Below are 21,905 nucleotides of genomic sequence, written 5' to 3' on the forward strand. Positions count from 1 at the left end.
AAATGAATAGCATTAAAATTGTATCTATATTATTTTTAGTTCTTGCGATTGTAAGTTGTAATAATAATTCGATTGAGAAGAAAGGTTTTCAAGTAAGAGAAATATCAGAAGATAAAACAGGTAAAAAAATTATTGGATTAAATATTGATTCTCTAAACTTCGAATCAAGACCTAGAAATATTTTATTAACAAATAATCCGAAACATAGATTAACGCCTATTTATAAGGTTAATTACAATAAGAAAACGAATAAATCATTTACAGGATCTAATTATTATCATACAAATTATGCTAACAAAGGTATCGGAAATAATTGGAATCATAATTTTATGCCTGGTTTTAAAGCTGTTTATGGGTATAATTTTATTAATATATCGCACTATAATAACAATACAAAAAAGCAAAATAAGTTTTTTGAGAAACCTGTTTTAATAAAAACACTTTATTATCCTGCTTTTTCAAAAGATACGTTAAATTATAAACCAATAAATAGAAAATATTATATGGTGTCTGTTTATGACCAAGATTCTAATAATGATGGATTTATAACGGTAAAAGATTTAAGGAGATTTTATTATTTTGATATTCATGGTATTGGTAAGCGTGCTTTAATTCCTGAAAATTATTCGGTAATGAATTCGGAGTATGATTCAGCAAATGATTTTATGTACGTATTTGCAAAAGCTGATAAAAATAATAACGGACAAATGGAAGCAAATGAACCAACCGCCATTTTTTGGATTGATTTGAATAATCCTAAAAATAATGGTATTCAATATCAATCGAAATAAACTACTTACAGGATTATTTAAAAATTTAAGCATAAAAAAAGCAACCTATTAAAGGTTGCTTTTTATCAAAAATAATAATATTTATTGATTTTGTAATTCGTTTAATCTTTCTAGCATTAATTCTTCATTTCCTATAGCATCCCATCCGATTATTGAAAATACATATAGAATACAAAGAATATAAAGAACATTAAGTATGATACCAATAATTCCTAGTATTTTACCTGCGCTTGCATTTTTAACACCAGTATATTGTTCTGGGTTTTCAGTATCTAATTTTACGGCTTTATTTCCTAAAATAACGGCAGTGATACCTAAGGGTAACCCTATAACTCCGTAAAAACAACAGGTTAAAATTGATAAAATCCCTAAGACTAAAGCAACGGTTGCGTTTGGTAATTTTTCTTGATCTATAGTTTCCATAATTTTTATTTTTTAAAGTAGTTGATTCATTTTCATAACATAACTGATTGCTATAATAAGCACATTTATTACAGCTAAAATACGAATTGTTTTTTGAGTATTTTTAACATCAAAAAAGAAGTTGATAACAAGTACTAAGGCTAGTAATAAAAGGGTGTAAATAGCAGGGTATATTTTAAAGGCAGCGGTAAATTCGCCTTGTATAATAAAGCTTAAAGCCCGCTGAATACCACAGCCTAAACAATCAATTCCGAAGAATTTTTTGTTTAGGCAAGGCAACATATAGTTTTCTAATTGTAAAAACATTTTTATTTAAACATATCCATTCCTGGAATGTTTGGCATACCGTCTTTAGCGGCAACAGCTAATTCGTGTTCGTTAATTTGTCCTGCTCTTTTTAATGCCTTATTTAAAGTTAAAATTAAATAATCTTCTAATTCTTCCTTATCTTCTAATAAAGATTCGTGAATTGAAATTGCTTTAATTTCATTATTAGCTGTTACTGTAATTTTTAAACTTCCGCTATCGGTTGCTTCGTCGATTAAAACGGTGTTTAACCTCTTTTTTGTAGCTTCTACATTTTTTTGAGCATCTTTAATTTTACTCATCATTCCTGAAATATCTCCAAACATTTGTTTTCTATTTTATGTTTTATAGTAATAGCAAAAATAGTACTTTCACCAGCAAATTAATAATTTAATTTATCCAAAGAAAAAAGGAAAATAATAAGACAATAATTTAACTAATTTTAACTAAAATGAAAAAAAACATATCGTATATCATTGCTTTTAGCCTTATTTTTGTTGGTTGCAAAACCAAAGACATGAATAAAAATAATATAAAAAATAATCAAGAAAATAGTACTGCTCCAATTGCCGATAAGCAACCAAAAACCTTAGAAAAGCACGGAGATATACGTGTCGACGATTATTTTTGGATGCGTTTAACAGATGCGCAAAAAAATGCAGAAGTTAAAGACGCACAAACTCAAAAAGTGTACGATTATTTAACTGATGAAAATACCTTTTATGAGCAAAAAACAAAGCACACCAAGGATTTTCAAGCAGATTTATTTGAGGAAATGAAAGGGCGTATAAAGGAAGATGACCAATCTGTACCTTATAAAAGTAATGGTTATTTTTATATTACACGCTACGAAAAAGGACAGCAATATCCTATTTACAGTCGTAAAAAGGAAACTTTAGAGTCTGATGAACAAATAATGTTCAACGTAAATAATGAAGCGAAAGGATATGATTATTTTCAATTAGGAGGTTTAAGTATTTCTCCTGACAATAAATTAACAACCTTTGCCACCGATACGGTAAGCCGTCGTCAATATAGTATCAAAATAAAAAATTTAGAAACAGGTGAAATTTATCCTGATAAAATAGAAAATACTACAGGTGGGGCTGTTTGGGCAAACGATAATAAGACGTTATTTTACACTAAAAAAGACCCTGAAACCTTACGTAGTTCACAAATTTACAAACATATTTTAGGAACTGATACGGCTGATGATGTATTAATTTTTGAAGAAAAAGATGAAACTTTCGGTGCTTTTATCACCAAAACAAAATCGAAAAAATACCTAGTAATGGGTTCTTATAGTACGGTTTCTAATGAATATCAGGTTTTAGAGGCCGATAATCCTAACGGAACTTTTAGAATGATTCAACCTCGTGAGCGTGATTTAGAATACGATATTGCACATTACCAAGATCATTTTTATATCAAAACAAATAAAGATGGTGCAACGAATTTTAAGTTGATGAAAACGCCTGAGGATAAAACAACCAAAGAAAATTGGGTGGATGTAATTCCGCATAGAGAAGATACGTTATTTGAAGATTTTTCAATTTTTAAAGACTATTTAGTTTTAGAAGAAAGAACCAACGGTTTAAATAAAATTCGTATTAAACGATGGGATAATACCGAAGATTATTATTTGCCTTTTAACGAAGAAACATATTCGGCAGGAGTATACGGAAACCCTGATTTTGATACTGATGTAATTCGTTATTCATATAATTCAATGACTACGCCAAGTTCTGTGATTGATTTTAATATGAAAGATCAATCAAAAGAAATTAAAAAAGAACAAGAGGTTCTAGGTGGGAAGTTTGATAAAAATAATTATGTAAGTCAGCGTATTTGGGTAACGGCTCGTGATGGTAAAAAAGTAGCCTTGTCAATTGTACATCATAAAGATACCAAGCTTACCAAAGATACACCTATTTTACAATATGCTTACGGTTCTTACGGGCATACAATTTCTGACGGATTTTCAACAACACGTTTAAGTTTGTTAGACAGAGGCTTTGTATATGCCTTGGCACATATTCGAGGAAGTGAGTATTTAGGACGCGCTTGGTATGAAGATGGTAAAATGCTAACCAAGCAAAATACGTTTAACGATTTTGTAGATTGTTCTAAGTATTTAATAGATAATAATTATACATCGCCAAAGCATTTATATGCCATGGGTGGTTCTGCGGGTGGTTTATTAATGGGAGCAATTATCAATATGAATCCTGAATTATATAACGGAATTATAGCTGCTGTTCCTTTTGTAGATGTAATTTCTACCATGTTAGACGATACCATTCCATTAACAACTGGTGAATATGACGAATGGGGAAATCCGAACGATAAAGAATATTATGACTATATGAAATCGTATTCTCCTTATGACCAAGTAGCTCCGAAGGCATATCCAAATATGTTAATTACTACAGGACTGCACGATAGTCAAGTACAATACTGGGAACCAGCAAAATGGATTGCAAAGCTTAGAGATGTAAAAACAAACGACAACATGTTATTTTTACATACTAATATGGATGCAGGTCATGGAGGTGCTTCTGGTAGGTTTGATGCTTTAAAAGAAATAGCAGAAGAATATAGCTTCTTTTTAATGTTAGAGGATAAGTTAGAAAAATAATGATACTTTTGTAGCTAATTTAGTACAAGCGTCATTGTAAGAGTTGTAAGAAGTCAATTTTTATTTTGTACAATGACGCTTTCTTATTAAGAGAACAATGAATAGAAACAAAGGAATTACCAACTCAATTTTAGATTTAATAGGGCAAACCCCTATGGTAAGGTTAGCCAAAATAACAAAAAATTTTTTAGGAACGTATTACGCCAAAGTAGAGGCTTTTAATCCGGGGCATTCGGCAAAAGATAGAATTGCGTTGCATATTATTGAAAGCGCCGAGAAAAAAGGTATCTTAAAAAAAGGAGATACCATTGTTGAAACAACTTCAGGAAACACAGGTTTTTCATTAGCGATGATTAGTGTTATTAAAGGATATAAATGTATTTTAGCGGTAAGCGATAAATCATCACAAGATAAAATTGATATGTTAAAATCAATGGGAGCTCAGGTACATGTTTGTCCTGCAAATGTTCCTGCGGATGATGCTCGTTCGTATTACGAAGTAGCAAAAAGATTACATAAAGAAAATCCAGGATCTATTTATATCAATCAGTATTTTAATGAACTGAATATAGAAGCACATTATAAAACGACAGGTCCTGAAATTTGGAAACAAACAAAAGGAAAAGTAACACACGTAGTTATTGCAAGTGGAACAGGCGGAACAATTTCGGGTACAGGAAAGTATTTGAAAGAGAAAAATCCGAAAATAAAAGTTTTAGGAGTCGATGCCATCGGTTCTGTTTTAAAAAAATATCATGAAACAGGTAAGTTTGATGAAAATGAAATATCGCCTTATAAAATTGAAGGTTTAGGAAAGAATTTAATTCCAACAGCCACAGATTTTGATGTGATTGATATTTATGAAAAAGTATCCGACAAAGATGCTGCGCTTACTGCAAGAAAATTAGTGAAAACAGAAGGCTTATTCTGCGGATATACTTCTGGCGCTGTTTTACAGGCAACCAAACAATATAATGAAAAAGGATATTTTGATAAAGATAGTGTAGTTGTATTACTTTTACCCGACCACGGATCTCGTTATATGAATAAAATATATTCTGATACTTGGATGAAAGAACAGTGTTTTTTAGAGTCGAATTCTTTCGTTGAGGTTTAAAAATAATTAAAATCAATTATTAATTAAAAATAAAACAGTATGAACATCACATTACAACAAGCGGAAAAAATTATTGTAGCAGCAAAAGCAAAATCAATAGAAATTGACACAAAAATGAATATTGCAGTTGTTGATGCAGGTGCAAACTTAGTTGCTTTTGCTCGTATGGATGGTGCATGGTTAGGTTCTTTAGATATTTCGATTAAAAAAGCAAAAACTGCTCGTTTTTTCGATATGAATACAGGAATTATTGGTGAATTATCTCAACCAGGACAACCCTTATATAATATTGAGCATTCGAATAACGGATTAATTACTTTTCCAGGAGGTGTGCCAGTAAAAGATGAAAACGGAACAATAATTGGAGCTATTGGAGTGAGTGGTAGTTCCGTAGAAAATGACCATAGAGTAGCTGAAGCAGGAGCAAGGGCTATTTAAAAAGTAGTAAAATGTTTTTTTAGATAAAATCATACTTTTTTTCAAAAAAAACGTTATTTTAATGACTAAGTAAAATATAGTAACATAAAATTTTTAAGATTTATGAAAAAATTAGTAGTAGTAGCAGCATTGTTTTTTTCAGCAATATCGTTTGCTCAAATTGAATTTGTTGAAAAAACAAAAATAGATGTTGTTGGGCAGGTAGAATTTGTTTACCTAGAAAAAGTAGGTAATGAGGCGTATAATTTGTTTTATAAAAACATTAACAATACGGTAAATGAATACATTTCGTTTTCATTTAAAAATGTCGATAACGACGCTGCTAAATTACATCAAATTATTGCTAGAGGTTTTGAAGAATCTACTGGTAGTAGATATCAAATTAAAGCAAATGGAGAGGCTGTTTACTTTAAATATGTAAGAGAGCAAGGAATTGTTAAAATGAAAATTCAACAATACGTAAGTAGAGAACCAGATGTTTTAACTGAATCTAAATTGTTAACCTTAGATGAGGTAAACAAATTATTTAGTATGTAATATGGTTATTACTATTTTTAAATAGTACTGATAAAAGCCTAAGCAATTACTTGTTTAGGCTTTTTTTATGCTGATTCTTGTCAATTCGAGTGATTTTAATGACTAAAAGGAATTGAAATTGTATCGAGAATTGAAATTGTATCGAGAATTTGAATTGTTTTCTGTTGATTTATTTTGATGATAAAAAAGTTCTCGATACATTTTTTAAAGGGAAAAAACACTCGAACTGATAGTTTATTTAATTTTTAAATTAGGTGCTAACTAAAATTACCTTTTAAGTAGTCTTATTTGTTTGAAACTAAAAACCCTAGCCCCGATTGAAGCAATTGTTTGAGCTCTTTTTTGTTTTTTTCTTTTAAAAAAAATAAAAAAAGCGAGTGCGGAAAGCGGGAAACTGCTTCAAATTATTTTTATTTATGTTATTGAATTAATATACTGAATCGTTTTATTGTTAAAAATAGTTGCTTTTTCAACATTTACAACGTGTCCGCATTTTTCAACAATTACTAAAGATGCTTTTAGGTGTTTTTCGACTATATTTTTAATACTCGGTAAGAATAAATAATCTTCTTCGCCCATAATATAAAGGGTAGGGATTTTAAGGTCATTCATTCTAAATAAACGCAATAACGGATTTATTTCAGAAGTTAGTTTAAACCATCGTAAAAATTCTTTTTGATATAATTTTTTAGCTTCATTCACAAAAAGTAATCGTGATTTTTTATGATTTTTATTTGGCATGATTACAAAGGCAAAAAGCTTATATAACAACATATAAGGAACAATAGATTTGCATAAGTTTCCTGCAAAAATTAAAAAACGAGAGCGTAAGTTTAGCTTGATAATCGCACCACCCATAATCATGCTTTTTACCAAATCGGGTTTTTTTTCGGCAAGGTTTCTTATTAAAATAGTCCCTAGTGAAATGCCTACAAAATGCGATTTTGTAATTTTTAAATGATTGATGACCTCTAAAATATCATCAGTAATAGCATCAAAAGTATATTTTTTCTGAAAAGGTGTTTTTAGTATTGATTTGCTATCGCCATGACCACGTAAATCTAAAATTAAAACATTAAAATGTTTTTTAAATTCTCGAACTTGTTTGTACCAAATAGCGCTGCTTCCACCTGCTCCGTGTACAAATGTTACCCATTGGTTAGATACAGGGTGTTCGTAAGAATAGTAGTTTAACAAATTAATAAAATTTAAAATTCAGGCTAAAATAATTTAATTTAATAACTTTACTAGCTAAAATTTTTATTGAATTTATTTAAACATATAAAAATAGGCATATTTTTATATTACTAGCAACTAATAACGAGCGTTTTTAAGATAAATAAAAATACACTACTTATCTTTGCAACTTATAAAAAACTTCATAGATATAAATATTATGGCAATGACAGTAAAAACACAGGAAGATATTTTAGCAAAACTAAATATCTATGAGTTAAACGAAATGCAAAAAAAAGCTATTTCAGTAGTAGAAACAACTGCAAATACGGTTATATTATCGCCAACAGGAACGGGTAAAACGTTAGGTTTTTTATTACCAGCCTTAAAGTTAATTGACCCAGAAAATAAAGATATTCAAGTACTAATTTTAGTACCATCAAGAGAATTAGCTATTCAAATAGAACAGGTAATTCGTGAAATGGGAACAGGATTTAAAGTAAATGCTGTTTATGGAGGTCGTTCAATGGCGAAAGATAAAATAGAGTTAAAACATATTCCGAGTATTTTAATCGGTACACCTGGTAGAATTTTAGACCATTTTGCAAATGAGCGTTTTTCTAAAGATAGTATTAAAACCTTAATTTTAGATGAGTTTGATAAATCATTAGAAGTTGGTTTTGAATACGAAATGAGAGGTATTATTAATCAATTACCAAATCTGAAAAAACGTATTTTAACCTCTGCAACGCAAGAAACTGAAATTCCTAAGTTTGTAGGTTTAAATAAACCGACAGTATTAAATTACTTGACAGGAAAAAAATCAAGACAATTAACTTTAAAAACGGTTGTTTCTCCTATAAAAAACAAAAATCAAACGTTACTTGATTTGTTACAACATGTAGGAAATCAGCAAGGAATTATTTTTTGTAATTTAAAAGATAGTATTAATCACGTAAGTGAATTTTTAAAGAAAAATAAAATTGCACACAGTTGTTTTTCTGGAGGAATGGAGCAAAGAGACCGTGAACGTTCGTTAATAAAATTTAGAAATGGTACAAGTCAAGTTTTAATTGCAACCGATTTAGCTGCAAGAGGTATTGATATTCCTGAAATGAAATATATTATTCATTACGAATTACCAGAAAGAATAGAAGAGTTTACACATAGAAACGGAAGAACAGCACGAGTAAATGCAAAAGGAACAGCGTATATTTTAAAATGGCAGAAAGAAAGTTTACCTGAATTTTTAAAAAATATACCTAATGAAAGTATAACTCAGAAACAAAAAATAAAACCTCAGTATTGGGAAACATTATTTATTTCAGGAGGAAGAAAAGATAAAATATCAAAAGGTGATATTGCAGGATTATTCTTTAAAAAAGGAAATTTAACCAAAGAGCAATTAGGCGTTATAGAGTTAAAGCAAGATTGTGCTTTTATAGCAGTTCCTGTAAGTGAAGCGAAAAAATTAATTGAACAATTAAATAATACGCGTTTAAAAAATAAAAAAGTACGTATTACTTTAGCATAATATTATATCCGTATTTATTAACAATAAAAAAGAGCTTTACATATTATATGTAAAGCTCTTTTTGTTATATAATTATTTTTCAGTAGCTAAAATTTCTTTTACAGCTGCTTGATATTTTTTAGGATTTCCAGCTTTTTTAATTTTTTTGTAAGTTTTCTGTGGATTAGAGAATGATTGAGAGAAATATTCCCAAAAACCTAACATTTTCATTTTTATAGGTGTTGGTCCTGATAAAAATTCATCGTATTGTTGATAAATTTCATTATGAAAATCTTCAAAACGTTGCCATCTATCTTTAGGGTATTCCGTGGTATTGTCTTTAATCATCTGTGGTAAAAATGGGTCAGCAATTAAACCACGACCAATCATAAAGTGACTAATACTAGGAAAACGTTCTTGCATTGCTTTAAAACCTGCTACCGATGTAATATCTCCGTTATAATATAATTGATGTTTCGCAACATCAATACATTTTTGAAAAGCATCTAAATCAACACCACCTTTGTATAATTGTTTTCCGATACGTGCGTGAATAGCTACATTTTTTAAAGGATATTTATCTAAAATAGGGAAGGAGTTTAAAATTTCCTCACTATTTTCATAACCCATTCGCATTTTCATTGAAACTAAAATATCAGTTTCGTTGTGTGCTTTGTGTAAAACTTCATCAATTCTAGCAGGATTACAAATTAATCCAGAACCCATTCCTGATTTTGTAACCATCGGATATGGACAACCTAAGTTCCAGTTTAACTCATTATAACCTAAACTTTGTACATATTTAGCAACGAATAAGAATTCATCAGGGTCATTAGTAATAACTTGAGGAATAACAGTTAACGTGTTATTGTTTTCAGGTAATAAATCACGCTTATAGCTCGATTTCACAACCATTTTACCATTTAATCTAATATATGGTGCATAATAAGTATCAATACCACCAAAATATTTATGTTGTGCATTTCTAAATCTAAAATCAGTAAAACCTTGTAAAGGTGATGAAAGTAATGTAAAACTCATAATATTTAATAAGTTGCAAATATAACTTACTTATTGTTGATATTTTAACGTAAAACTTTATACTTTTGAAATACATTACATCTACATAAAAATGTTTTTTAACGTATTAAAAAAGTACAGATTAAAAATAATTATTACTATATTATTTATTAGTATCTATTACTTATGTTTACCTCATAAATTATTTTTAAGCCCAACATCAACAGTTGTTACAGCTAAGAATAATCAACTTTTAGGTGCTGTTATTGCAAAAGATGGACAATGGCGATTTCCTGAATTAGATTCTGTTCCTAAAAAGTTTGAAGCCTGTATTTTACAATTTGAAGATGCTCATTTTTATCAACATTTTGGATTTAATCCAATATCAATAGGAAAAGCATTTATTGAAAATATAAAAGCAAAACGAGTAATTAGAGGTGGAAGTACACTTACACAACAAGTAATTCGATTATCTAGAGAAAATAAACATAGGTCTTATCTAGAAAAAATAAAAGAATTAGTATTAGCAACTCGATTAGAGTTTCGGTTATCAAAAAAAGATATTTTAAAATTATATGCTTCAAACGCTCCTTTTGGAGGGAATGTAGTGGGGTTAGAAATGGCTTCTTGGCGTTACTTCGGATTAAAACCCTATCAGCTTTCTTGGGCAGAAACAGCAACTTTGGCAGTGTTACCAAATGCACCTTCTTTAATTTATCCAGGGAAAAATCAACAAAAATTAAAATTAAAAAGAAATAGATTACTTAAAAAATTATATCAACAAAAAATTATAGATAAAGTAACATATCAATTAGCTTTAGAGGAATTTTTACCTGAAAAACCATATCCATTACCAAGTATAGCACCACATTTTGTACAAGAAGTTGCTAAAAATAATCAAGGAGAATATATTCAAAGTTCACTAGATATTCATATACAAAAACAAGTAAATAATTTAATAAAACAACATTATTTGCATCAAAAACAAAATGAAGTATATAATATGTCTGTGTTAGTTTTAGATGTTGCTACACGAAAAGTAATAAGTTATGTAGGTAATTCTCCAACAGATAAAGAACATCAAAAAGATGTAAATAATGTTGTTTCAGCACGAAGTACGGGGAGTACTTTAAAACCTTTTTTATATGCACAAATGTTACAATCTGGTGCAATATTACCGAGTCAATTAGTAGCAGATATACCTACTGAAATTGCAGGTTACACCCCGAAAAATTTCGATTTAAATTTTGATGGTGCAGTACCTGCTAATCAGGCTTTAACTCGTTCTTTAAATATCCCTTCGGTTCGTATGTTGCAAACCTATGGATTAGAGAAATTCAATGAAGATTTAAAAGCTTATAACATATATGATATTAATAAATCGGCAGATTATTATGGATTATCATTAATTTTGGGAGGAGCAGAAGCGAGTTTGTGGGATTTGTGTAAAACATTTGCAGGTTATGCAGGTGTTGTAAATCATTTTGAAACTACAAATCATAATTATTATTCAAATGAATTTATTGAACCTAGTTATTTGAAAGCTGAAAAAATAACTTTTGGAAATATTCAAGAAAATGATACACATATTGATGCGGGTGTTGCTTTTACAACTTTAAATACATTGACAGAAGTTAACAGACCTTTTACAGAACAATCTTGGAAATATTTTGATTCTTCTCAAAAAATAGGTTGGAAAACAGGTACTAGTTTTGGTAATAAAGATGCTTGGGCAATTGGTGTAACTCCTAAATATGTTGTTGGAGTTTGGGTTGGAAATTCTGACGGAGAAGGAAGACCCGATTTAACAGGTGTAGGAAGTGCAGCTCCTTTATTATTTAATGTTTTTGATGTGTTGCCAAAATCAACTTGGTTTTTAGAACCTTTCGAAGCCTTAATTGAAGAAGAAATTTGTGTGAAAAGTGGTTATTTAGCGTTACCAATTTGTAAGTCAGTTATAAAACGGATTCCTAAAAATGGCGTAAGAGCAAAGCCATGCCCATATCACAAGCAAATAACTGTTGATGCGTCTGAAAATTTTCAAGTAACATCTAATTGCGAGTCTATAACTAATATAAAAAACAAAACTTGGTTTATTTTACCTCCTTTAATGGCACATTATTATAAGCAAAAAAATGCCGATTATACTATTTTACCAACTTACAGAAGTGATTGTGATAAGTTACAAAAGAATACAATGGATTTTGTATTTCCAACAAAAAAATATTCTAAAATATCTTTAACAAAAGGCGATAATAATAAATTAAACCCTATTATTTTAAAAGTAACACATACTAATAGTAGTGCTATTTTGTATTGGTATTTAAATAATGTTTTTATTTCGAGTACAACCCAGTATCATGAACAGGCAATAACGCCTCAAAAAGGAAATCATAAAATTATGGTGGTAGATAATTTTGGAAATGAACAAATATGCTTCTTGGAAATTTTATAAAATTATGTAAATATTTTTTATTAGAAGCAATTTCCCGCTTTCCGCACTCGCTTTTTTTATTTTTTGAAAAGAAAAAATAAAAAAGAGCTCAAACAAAGCTTCAATCGGGGCTAGTAATTTAGTTTTTCAATGATTTTTAGAGTTTATTTTTAAAGTAATAGAGTCTCTAAAAAATAAAACTAACTGATAATCAGTTTATTTTGTTTTTTATTTAAAATAAAAGGATAAAAAAGCTTAAAAAATCAAAAAAGAGTCATATATTTGTAGTCCATAATAGCTATATTTATACTGTTATAAAGTTCATGAAAACATTTTTTTAAAAATAAGTTAATTTTAACTTGTTTAAAACAAATAAAAGAATGTATATTTGCAACCGCTTTCAGAAAGCGTAACGATTAAAGAAATTTGGAAATGACAAAATAGTACGTCAGTTAGTTCGATTCTAACGTTTCTACAAAAAATGATAAGATTATTCTTATCTCTGGTTTTTTTAAAGAGAACTAGGTTCATTGAAAATATTGAAATTGACAGCGTAAATAAGAGTAGAATAACCACAACTTCTAACGAAGTTAAATTCTTTTGAAACTTATTCATTAATATTATTTAAAATATACAATGAAGAGTTTGATCCTGGCTCAGGATGAACGCTAGCGGCAGGCTTAACACATGCAAGTCGAGGGGTAACATTATGCTTGCATAGATGACGACCGGCGAACGGGTGCGTAACGCGTATAGAATCTGCCTTGTACAGGAGGATAGCCTTTAGAAATGAAGATTAATACTCCATAATGTAGTGCTTCGGCATCGGAACACTATTAAACATTTATGGGTACAAGATGACTATGCGTCCTATTAGCTAGATGGTAAGGTAACGGCTTACCATGGCAACGATAGGTAGGGGGTCTGAGAGGATTATCCCCCACACTGGTACTGAGACACGGACCAGACTCCTACGGGAGGCAGCAGTGAGGAATATTGGTCAATGGAGGCAACTCTGAACCAGCCATGCCGCGTGCAGGATGACTGCCCTATGGGTTGTAAACTGCTTTTATACAGGAAGAAACCGATCTACGTGTAGATCCTTGACGGTACTGTAAGAATAAGGACCGGCTAACTCCGTGCCAGCAGCCGCGGTAATACGGAGGGTCCGAGCGTTATCCGGAATCATTGGGTTTAAAGGGTCCGCAGGCGGTCAATTAAGTCAGAGGTGAAATCCCATCGCTCAACGATGGAACTGCCTTTGATACTGATTGACTTGAGTTATATGGAAGTAGATAGAATAAGTAGTGTAGCGGTGAAATGCATAGATATTACTTAGAATACCGATTGCGAAGGCAGTCTACTACGTATATACTGACGCTGAGGGACGAAAGCGTGGGGAGCGAACAGGATTAGATACCCTGGTAGTCCACGCCGTAAACGATGGATACTAGTTGTTGGACTTCGGTTCAGTGACTAAGCGAAAGTGATAAGTATCCCACCTGGGGAGTACGGTCGCAAGACTGAAACTCAAAGGAATTGACGGGGGCCCGCACAAGCGGTGGAGCATGTGGTTTAATTCGATGATACGCGAGGAACCTTACCAGGGCTTAAATGTGGTCTGACAGCTTTAGAGATAGAGTTTTCTTCGGACAGATCACAAGGTGCTGCATGGTTGTCGTCAGCTCGTGCCGTGAGGTGTCAGGTTAAGTCCTATAACGAGCGCAACCCCTATTTTTAGTTGCTAACAGGTTAAGCTGAGGACTCTAGAGAGACTGCCGGTGCAAACCGTGAGGAAGGTGGGGATGACGTCAAATCATCACGGCCCTTACGTCCTGGGCTACACACGTGCTACAATGGTATGGACAATGAGCAGCCACTATGCGAATAGGAGCGAATCTATAAACCATATCACAGTTCGGATCGGAGTCTGCAACTCGACTCCGTGAAGCTGGAATCGCTAGTAATCGGATATCAGCCATGATCCGGTGAATACGTTCCCGGGCCTTGTACACACCGCCCGTCAAGCCATGGAAGCTGGGGGTGCCTGAAGTTCGTTACCGCGAGGAGCGACCTAGGGTAAAACTGGTAACTAGGGCTAAGTCGTAACAAGGTAGCCGTACCGGAAGGTGCGGCTGGAACACCTCCTTTCTAGAGAAAGATGGTGAGTTACAAAAGGGAAATTTTACTCTTTGCTGTTAATTTTAAAACACACTAATAATAAGCTATTATAGTCTCGTAGCTCAGCTGGTTAGAGCGCTACACTGATAATGTAGAGGTCGGCAGTTCGAGTCTGCCCGAGACTACAAAGAGTAAGTTGTTAGAAAGGAAATTCTGGAAACTAGAGGATTCTAAATTCGTAATTCTGAATTCATAATTCTGAATTTCAAATGGGGGATTAGCTCAGTTGGCTAGAGCGCTTGCCTTGCACGCAAGAGGTCATCGGTTCGACTCCGATATTCTCCACAATTCAATTACGAATTGAAAATTATGAATTATAAATTTGTAATTCATCATTCGTAATTATTAAAGTTCATTGACATATTGGTAAAATGATATCGTAAAGAAATCAAGATAGAGAGTTAATCGCAAGATTAACACAATATTTTTATAAAAATAATAATTATAAAGAGCTCGTTCTAAACAGTAATGTTTAGAGCAAAAAGTACAATAAGCTAAATAAGGGCGTATGGCGGATGCCTAGGCTTTCAGAGGCGATGAAGGACGCGATAAGCTGCGATAAGCTACGGGGAGGGGCACATACCTTATAATCCGTAGATTTCCGAATGGGGCAACCCAGCATGTTGAAGACATGTTACCCGCAAGGGGGCAAACCCGGTGAACTGAAACATCTAAGTAACCGGAGGAAGAGAAAACAATAGTGATTCCGTTAGTAGTGGCGAGCGAACGCGGATTAGCCCAAACCAATACTGTTACGGCAGTGTTGGGGTTGTAGGGCTGCGACATTAGCATCTAAGAGAACTAGAATTGTCTGGAAAGACAAACCAAAGAGAGTGATAGTCTCGTATAGGTAATCGAAGATAATATAGCAGTACCCTGAGTAGTGCGGGACACGAGTAATCCTGTATGAATCCACCGGGACCATCCGGTAAGGCTAAATACTCCTGAAAGACCGATAGTGAACTAGTACCGTGAGGGAAAGGTGAAAAGAACCCTAAGTAAGGGAGTGAAATAGAACCTGAAACCGTACGCCTACAAGCGGTCGGAGCACATTAACTGTGTGACGGCGTGCCTTTTGCATAATGAGCCTACGAGTTACTGTTACTAGCAAGGTTAAGGATTTAAGGTCCGGAGCCGAAGCGAAAGCGAGTCTGAATAGGGCGACCATAGTTAGTAGTAGTAGACGCGAAACCGAGTGATCTACCCATGGGCAGGTTGAAGCTGTAGTAACATACAGTGGAGGACCGAACCAGTTGACGTTGAAAAGTCTTTGGATGACCTGTGGGTAGGGGTGAAAGGCCAATCAAACTCGGAAATAGCTCGTACTCCCCGAAATGCATTTAGGTGCAGCGTTGAGCGAAAGTTTTATAGAGGTAGAGCTACTGATTGGATGCGGGGGCTTCACCGCCTACCAATTCCTGACAAACTCCGAATGCTATAAAATGTTACTCAGCAGTGAGGGCATGGGTGCTAAGGTCCATGTCCGAGAGGGAAAGAACCCAGACCATCAGCTAAGGTCCCCAAATATATGTTAAGTTGAACTAACGAGGTGAAACTGCTTAGACAGCTAGGATGTTGGCTTGGAAGCAGCCATTCATTTAAAGAGTGCGTAACAGCTCACTAGTCGAGCGGTTTTGCATGGATAATAATCGGGCATAAACATATTACCGAAGCTATGGATTTATACTTTGTATAAGTGGTAGGGGAGCATTCTATTTGCGCCGAAGGTGTTCTGTAAGGAATGCTGGAGCGGATAGAAAAGAAAATGTAGGCATAAGTAACGATAAAGGGGGCGAGAAACCCCCTCACCGAAAGACTAAGGTTTCCTCAGCGATGCTAATCAGCTGAGGGTTAGTCGGGTCCTAAGGCGAATCCGAAGGGAGTAGTCGATGGATAACAGGTTAATATTCCTGTACTTCTTATAATTGCGATGGGGTGACGGAGTAATGAAAGCACCGCGAACTGACGGAATAGTTCGTTGAAGCATGTAGCTATTAGAACAGTAGGCAAATCCGCTGATCTAGGTGAAATGTGATAGTACAACAAATCTTCGGATGCGTTGATAGTGTGCCTAAAGGCTTCCAAGAAAAACCTCTAAGCTTCAGATTATGAGAACCCGTACCGTAAACCGACACAGGTAGTTGGGATGAGAATTCTAAGGTGCTCGAGTGATTCATGGCTAAGGAACTAGGCAAAATCGACCCGTAACTTCGGGAGAAGGGTCGCCCATCTTCGGATGGGCCGCAGTGAAAAGGTCCAGGCGACTGTTTATCAAAAACACAGGGCTTTGCTAAATTGAAAGATGATGTATAAGGCCTGACACCTGCCCGGTGCTGGAAGGTTAAGTGGAGTTGTTAGCTTCGGCGAAGCAATGAAATGAAGCCCCAGTAAACGGCGGCCGTAACTATAACGGTCCTAAGGTAGCGAAATTCCTTGTCGGGTAAGTTCCGACCTGCACGAATGGTGCAACGATCTGGACACTGTCTCAGCCATGAGCTCGGTGAAATTGTAGTATCGGTGAAGATGCCGATTACCCGCAGCGGGACGAAAAGACCCCGTGAACCTTTACTATAGCTTCGTATTGGTTTTGGATAAGTAATGTGTAGGATAGGTGGGAGACTATGAAGCGGCGTCGCTAGGCGTTGTGGAGTTGTCCTTGAAATACCACCCTTTGCTTATCTAGAATCTAACTCAGCAATGAGAACAGTGCGTGGTGGGTAGTTTGACTGGGGTGGTCGCCTCCAAAAGAGTAACGGAGGCTTCTAAAGGTTCCCTCAGCACGTTTGGTAACCGTGCGTAGAGTGCAATGGCATAAGGGAGCTTGACTGAGAGACATACAGGTCGATCAGGTACGAAAGTAGAGCATAGTGATCCGGTGGTTCCGCATGGAAGGGCCATCGCTCAAAGGATAAAAGGTACTCCGGGGATAACAGGCTGATCTCCCCCAAGAGCTCACATCGACGGGGGGGTTTGGCACCTCGATGTCGGCTCGTCACATCCTGGGGCTGGAGAAGGTCCCAAGGGTTGGGCTGTTCGCCCATTAAAGTGGCACGCGAGCTGGGTTCAGAACGTCGTGAGACAGTTCGGTCTCTATCTGCTGTGGGCGTTAGAAATTTGAGTGGATTTGACTTTAGTACGAGAGGACCGAGTTGAACTAACCTCTGGTGTATCTGTTGTTCCGCCAGGAGCATTGCAGAGTAGCTACGTTGGGAAGGGATAAGCGCTGAAAGCATATAAGCGCGAAACCCACCACAAGATGAGATTTCTTTAAAGGGTCGTGGAAGATTACCACGTTGATAGGATACAGGTGTAAAGGCAGTAATGTCATAGCCGAGTATTACTAATAACCCATAGGCTTATGTAGAAAGTCTTGCGCCCTTACGAGCGCAAGCGAAACTCTTTTGATAATTTATGATATAATTTTTACCAATATGTTAACTTATACAGTTGAAATATACTGAAACGATTTAAGGTGATTATCGCAATGGGGCTCACCTCTTTCCATCCCGAACAGAGAAGTTAAGCCCATTTGCGCCGATGGTACTGCCAATGGTGGGAGAGTAGGTCGTTGCCTTTCTTTGAAACCTCAATCTATAAAGATTGAGGTTTTTTTTGTGTCTTATTTTTTTGTTTTTCTAAAAAAAATATAAAGATTAGTTTATTTACCCAATTAATAAAATTCTTATTAAATAGTAGTGAGTTAGACCTCACAGGTTTCAAAACCTGTGAGGTCTTTTTTGTTTTATCACAGTTCCCTTTTTGATGGGATGCTGGGCTAACTAAATTCAGCATGACGTTTGTTTAATTTTTTCCTTCAAAAATTACTCGTACTCGGACTAACAGGCTAGAGATTGGTGGAATTATAATTGATATATCGATTTATGAAAATTAGCAAAAATGCCTAGCCCCGATTGAAGCTTTATTTGAGCTCTTTTTTTGATTTTTCTTCAAAAAAAAGCGAGTGCGGAAAGCGGGAAATTGCTTCAAAAAATTATTATAACAGCAAATAGTTTTATTTTATATTTTTTGTTAAAATAACTCGAAATTTAAAAAGGTTATTTAAATATATATTTAAAGGATTTACTCTAATTTTATATACTTTGTATTCATATCAAAATATTTGTTCAAAAAATAAAGTAATATTGGATTTTAATTAAAATTTAAAAAATTAAGATATTTTTTAAATATAAAAAACTAGCTCGAATTTTTAATAAATCAAACTAGTTTTTTTAAAGTAACATAAAAAAACATAAAAAATTATATTAAACGTTTTACTTCTTGTTTTAAATATGTAATAGAGGTTTGTGTTGGGTTTTCATTTTGAGAATAATAAATTAAAACACTTTCTCGTAAATCTTTTGCAGTTTCTGCAGTTTCTGAACTGTTTCTAAGATTGGAAATTATAGCTAATTTTGCGGTTAAAACTGCTTTCCAACTATCGTCTGAAACATATAGTTGCTGCACCATATTGTGTTCATATTCCTGTTCTATATTAGCGATTAATAATTGTAGATAACTATTTGTGCTGTCGCCAATAGGGGCTACCCGTATTAGTAATTTTGAAGGATTTATACGTTCGCAAAACAATAATAAACGCTCGTAAGATTGAAGTTTTATAGGTAAACTTTCTTTTCTTTTAGTAACTAGTGCATCAAATTTTTGCTTGTTTTGATCTTGTTGCATAAAAGCACCTAATATGAAATAAGCCACGCCTCCTGTTACTAAAGCAGGTAGTGCATATGCTAATCCTTGAATAATTTTATCTTCCATTTTGCGAATATACAAGTCATAATTAAAATTCTCAATTCAAAATTAAATAATTTTAAATACAATTTTTATATTTTTACATTATTAACAATAAAAAAGGAATAGATTCTTTATAAAACCTAAAAGAATGGTTAAATTTCCGATTTCAAAATCCTTACAAAATTTTTCTATTGAATACTTATTTACAGCAACTTAACGAACCACAAAGAGCAGCCGTTTTACAAAAAGATGGGCCAATGATAATTATAGCAGGAGCAGGATCTGGTAAAACCAGGGTTTTAACCTACCGTATTGCGCATTTAATGGAGCAAGGAGTCGATTCTTTTAATATTTTATCGCTTACTTTTACCAATAAGGCAGCGCGTGAAATGAAAGAACGTATTGGCGGGGTTGTTGGTGTTAGTGAAACTAAAAATTTATGGATGGGAACTTTTCATTCTGTTTTTTCTAGAATTTTACGTTCGGAATCAGATCGTTTAGGGTATCCTTCTAATTTTACTATTTATGATACGCAAGATTCTGTTCGTTTATTATCAACAATTATCAAAGAAATGCAACTTGATAAAGAGCAGTATAAACCAAAGCAAATTTTAAGTAGAATTTCTTCTTTTAAAAATAGCTTGATAACGGTTCGTGCTTATTTTTTAAATCCTGAACTACAACAAGCAGATTTAGAGGCTCGAAGACCTCGAGTTGGTGATATTTATAAGGCTTATGTTGATAGATGCTTCAAAGCTGGAGCAATGGATTTTGATGATTTATTGTTAAGAACAAATGAGTTATTAACTCGTTTTCCTGAAGTTTTAGCAAAATATCAAAGCCGTTTTAAATATATAATGGTTGATGAATATCAGGATACGAATCATTCGCAATATTTAATCGTAAAAGCATTGGCTGATCGGTTTGAAAATATTTGTGTGGTAGGTGACGATTCGCAAAGTATTTATAGCTTTCGTGGGGCAAATATTAATAATATTTTGAATTTTCAAAAGGATTATCCTGAGGTTAAAACCTTTAAACTAGAACAAAATTACCGTTCTACAAGTAATATTGTAGAGGCTGCAAATAGTGTTATCGATAAAAATAAAACCAAATTAGATAAGGAAGTTTGGACGGCAAATGACCCTGGTGAAAGTATAAAAATAATGCGTACTATTTCGGATGGTGAAGAAGGGCGTTTTGTGGCAAAATCTATTTTAGAGAATAAAGAAGAGCATCAATTAACTAATGATTCTTTTGCTATTTTATACAGAACCAATGCGCAGTCAAGAGCCATGGAAGATGCCTTGCGTAAAAAAGATATTAAATATAAAATTTACGGGGGAATCTCTTTTTATCAGCGAAAAGAAATTAAAGATTTATTGTCTTACTTACGTATTTTAATAAACCCGAATGATGAAGAGGCTTTAAAGCGAATTATTAATTATCCTGCAAGAGGAATTGGAGCTACAACGATGGATAAATTAGCTGTGGCTGCTAATCATTATAATAAATCAATTTTTGATATTTTAGTAAATATAAATACAATCGATTTAAAAATAAATGCAGGAACTAAAAATAAATTAGCCAATTTTACCAAAATGATTCAGCGTTTTCAAATAGATGCACAAAAAATGAATGCTTTTGAAATTGCTGATTTAGTAGTAAAAAGAATTGAATTAGTTCAAGATTTGCAAAAAGATGGTACGCAAGAAGGGGCTAATAAAGTTGAAAATATTCAAGAATTATTAAACGGAATTAAAGATTTTATTACTGATAAAATTGAAATGGGTGACGATGCTTCTTTACCCATATTTTTAGAAGATGTAGCTTTAGCTACTGATTTTGATAGTGAAAGTGATGATACACCAATGGTGTCATTAATGACAATTCATTTATCAAAAGGTTTAGAATATCCGTATGTGTATATTGTTGGTTTAGAAGAAGGTTTATTTCCTTCGGGAATGAGTATAAATACTCGTAGCGAATTAGAAGAAGAACGTCGTTTGTTTTATGTAGCTTTAACAAGAGCTGAAAAAGTCGCTTATTTAACATATGCAAAAACTCGTTATAGATGGGGGAAATTAACTGATGGAGATCCTAGTCGTTTTTTAGAGGAAATAGCACCTGAATTTGTAGAATATTTATCGCCTAAAATTCCCACAGGTTTTGGTAATAGATTTATGGATTCTGATATTTTTGATGCCGATGATTTTTCTAGTAGAAAAGTTAGGTTTGAAAAACCGATGCAAAAACAACGAAAAGAGTTTGTTTCTAAGAAAAAAAAACCAAATCTGATTCCTTCAAAAAGTAAGTTGAAAATGAAGGTAGATACAAGTACTTCAATTATTAATTTATTTTCGGGAGAAATAAATATTGGTAATTTTGTAGAGCACAATCGTTTTGGAACAGGTGAAGTTATTGCTTTGGAAGGAAAAGGACCAAATAAGAAAGCTGAAATTAAATTTGGTACCGTAGGGAAAAAGAAATTATTATTACAGTTTGCAAAACTAAAGGTAATAGGGTAGCCAATTAATTGAGATTAATTACCTATTTTGCATACATAATTTAGAGTAAATATACAG

Annotated in this window: 14 protein-coding genes, 2 tRNA genes and 3 rRNA genes; 13 read left to right on the forward strand and 6 right to left on the reverse strand. The window is 33.2% G+C overall.

The window, feature by feature from the left end; all coding sequences use genetic code 11:
• Window positions 1-2: 2 nt before the first annotated feature.
• Window positions 3-791 carry an EF-hand domain-containing protein gene (locus ABNT14_RS05315; RefSeq protein ID WP_101902060.1) on the forward strand — a complete coding sequence of 263 codons (789 nt, stop codon included), beginning with the start codon at window positions 3-5 and terminating at the stop codon, window positions 789-791.
• Window positions 792-872: 81 nt separating this feature from the next.
• Here ABNT14_RS05315 and ABNT14_RS05320 read toward each other — a convergent pair whose 3' ends face one another.
• Genes ABNT14_RS05320 through ABNT14_RS05330 form a run of 3 tightly spaced genes read right to left on the reverse strand, consistent with a single transcriptional unit; the run spans window position 873 to window position 1,846 of the window.
• Window positions 873-1,214, reverse strand: a complete 342-nt coding sequence (locus ABNT14_RS05320) for a CCC motif membrane protein (RefSeq protein ID WP_234984975.1) — start codon at window positions 1,212-1,214, stop codon at window positions 873-875.
• A gap of 12 nt (window positions 1,215-1,226) precedes the next feature.
• A complete protein-coding gene (locus ABNT14_RS05325; protein ID WP_232114227.1) occupies window positions 1,227-1,520 on the reverse strand; it encodes a DUF2752 domain-containing protein in 294 nt (97 codons plus the stop codon).
• 2 nt (window positions 1,521-1,522) lie between these two features.
• Window positions 1,523-1,846: a YbaB/EbfC family nucleoid-associated protein gene (locus ABNT14_RS05330; RefSeq protein WP_058884980.1), complete on the reverse strand. Its 324-nt coding sequence runs from the start codon at window positions 1,844-1,846 to the stop codon at window positions 1,523-1,525.
• Between the two features lie 125 nt (window positions 1,847-1,971).
• On the opposite strand from ABNT14_RS05330, the gene ABNT14_RS05335 reads away from it, so the two are divergent.
• The 4 genes from ABNT14_RS05335 to ABNT14_RS05350 all read left to right on the forward strand — a co-directional run bounded on the left by ABNT14_RS05335 (window position 1,972) and on the right by ABNT14_RS05350 (window position 6,250).
• Window positions 1,972-4,158: a S9 family peptidase gene (locus ABNT14_RS05335; protein WP_431607942.1), complete on the forward strand. Its 2,187-nt coding sequence runs from the start codon at window positions 1,972-1,974 to the stop codon at window positions 4,156-4,158.
• Between the two features lie 97 nt (window positions 4,159-4,255).
• Window positions 4,256-5,275, forward strand: coding sequence for a PLP-dependent cysteine synthase family protein (locus ABNT14_RS05340; protein WP_101902061.1), 1,020 nt, complete (start codon window positions 4,256-4,258; stop codon window positions 5,273-5,275).
• Between the two features lie 39 nt (window positions 5,276-5,314).
• Entirely contained in the window at window positions 5,315-5,713 is a 399-nt protein-coding gene (locus tag ABNT14_RS05345; RefSeq protein WP_101902062.1) for a GlcG/HbpS family heme-binding protein, read from the forward strand.
• 102 nt (window positions 5,714-5,815) lie between these two features.
• Entirely contained in the window at window positions 5,816-6,250 is a 435-nt protein-coding gene (locus ABNT14_RS05350) for a hypothetical protein (RefSeq protein WP_058884983.1), read from the forward strand.
• 414 nt (window positions 6,251-6,664) lie between these two features.
• On the opposite strand, the gene ABNT14_RS05355 is transcribed toward ABNT14_RS05350, so the two are convergent.
• The gene (locus ABNT14_RS05355; protein ID WP_101902063.1) at window positions 6,665-7,447 is read right to left on the reverse strand and encodes an alpha/beta fold hydrolase; all 783 of its coding nucleotides are present in this window, start codon (window positions 7,445-7,447) and stop codon (window positions 6,665-6,667) included.
• Between the two features lie 199 nt (window positions 7,448-7,646).
• On the opposite strand from ABNT14_RS05355, the gene ABNT14_RS05360 reads away from it, so the two are divergent.
• Window positions 7,647-8,960 (forward strand): DEAD/DEAH box helicase, encoded by a 1,314-nt coding sequence (locus ABNT14_RS05360; RefSeq protein ID WP_101902064.1) that lies wholly within the window; start codon window positions 7,647-7,649, stop codon window positions 8,958-8,960.
• Between the two features lie 72 nt (window positions 8,961-9,032).
• Here ABNT14_RS05360 and ABNT14_RS05365 read toward each other — a convergent pair whose 3' ends face one another.
• Window positions 9,033-9,980, reverse strand: a complete 948-nt coding sequence (locus ABNT14_RS05365; RefSeq protein WP_101902065.1) for a tRNA dihydrouridine synthase — start codon at window positions 9,978-9,980, stop codon at window positions 9,033-9,035.
• Window positions 9,981-10,071: 91 nt separating this feature from the next.
• On the opposite strand from ABNT14_RS05365, the gene pbpC reads away from it, so the two are divergent.
• The 6 genes from pbpC to rrf all read left to right on the forward strand — a co-directional run bounded on the left by pbpC (window position 10,072) and on the right by rrf (window position 18,151).
• Window positions 10,072-12,414 carry a penicillin-binding protein 1C gene (gene pbpC / locus ABNT14_RS05370; protein WP_101902066.1) on the forward strand — a complete coding sequence of 781 codons (2,343 nt, stop codon included), beginning with the start codon at window positions 10,072-10,074 and terminating at the stop codon, window positions 12,412-12,414.
• Between the two features lie 612 nt (window positions 12,415-13,026).
• Window positions 13,027-14,544: ribosomal RNA gene (locus tag ABNT14_RS05375) — 16S ribosomal RNA — on the forward strand.
• Window positions 14,545-14,625: 81 nt separating this feature from the next.
• Window positions 14,626-14,699, forward strand: a tRNA-Ile gene (locus tag ABNT14_RS05380).
• 86 nt (window positions 14,700-14,785) lie between these two features.
• Window positions 14,786-14,859 (forward strand) — tRNA-Ala (locus ABNT14_RS05385).
• Window positions 14,860-15,061: 202 nt separating this feature from the next.
• Window positions 15,062-17,937: ribosomal RNA gene (locus tag ABNT14_RS05390) — 23S ribosomal RNA — on the forward strand.
• 105 nt (window positions 17,938-18,042) lie between these two features.
• Window positions 18,043-18,151: ribosomal RNA gene (gene rrf / locus ABNT14_RS05395) — 5S ribosomal RNA — on the forward strand.
• The 16S, 23S and 5S rRNA genes sit together here with 2 tRNA genes alongside, the layout of an rRNA operon.
• Before the next feature lie 680 nt (window positions 18,152-18,831).
• On the opposite strand, the gene ABNT14_RS05400 is transcribed toward rrf, so the two are convergent.
• Window positions 18,832-19,344 (reverse strand): hypothetical protein, encoded by a 513-nt coding sequence (locus ABNT14_RS05400; RefSeq protein ID WP_101903700.1) that lies wholly within the window; start codon window positions 19,342-19,344, stop codon window positions 18,832-18,834.
• Between the two features lie 167 nt (window positions 19,345-19,511).
• Here ABNT14_RS05400 and ABNT14_RS05405 point away from each other — a divergent pair, with 167 nt between their 5' ends.
• Window positions 19,512-21,848 (forward strand): ATP-dependent helicase, encoded by a 2,337-nt coding sequence (locus tag ABNT14_RS05405; RefSeq protein ID WP_101903701.1) that lies wholly within the window; start codon window positions 19,512-19,514, stop codon window positions 21,846-21,848.
• Window positions 21,849-21,905: the final 57 nt, after the last annotated feature.

It is taken from the genome of Tenacibaculum dicentrarchi, assembly GCF_964036635.1.
GTDB lineage: Bacteria > Bacteroidota > Bacteroidia > Flavobacteriales > Flavobacteriaceae > Polaribacter > Polaribacter dicentrarchi.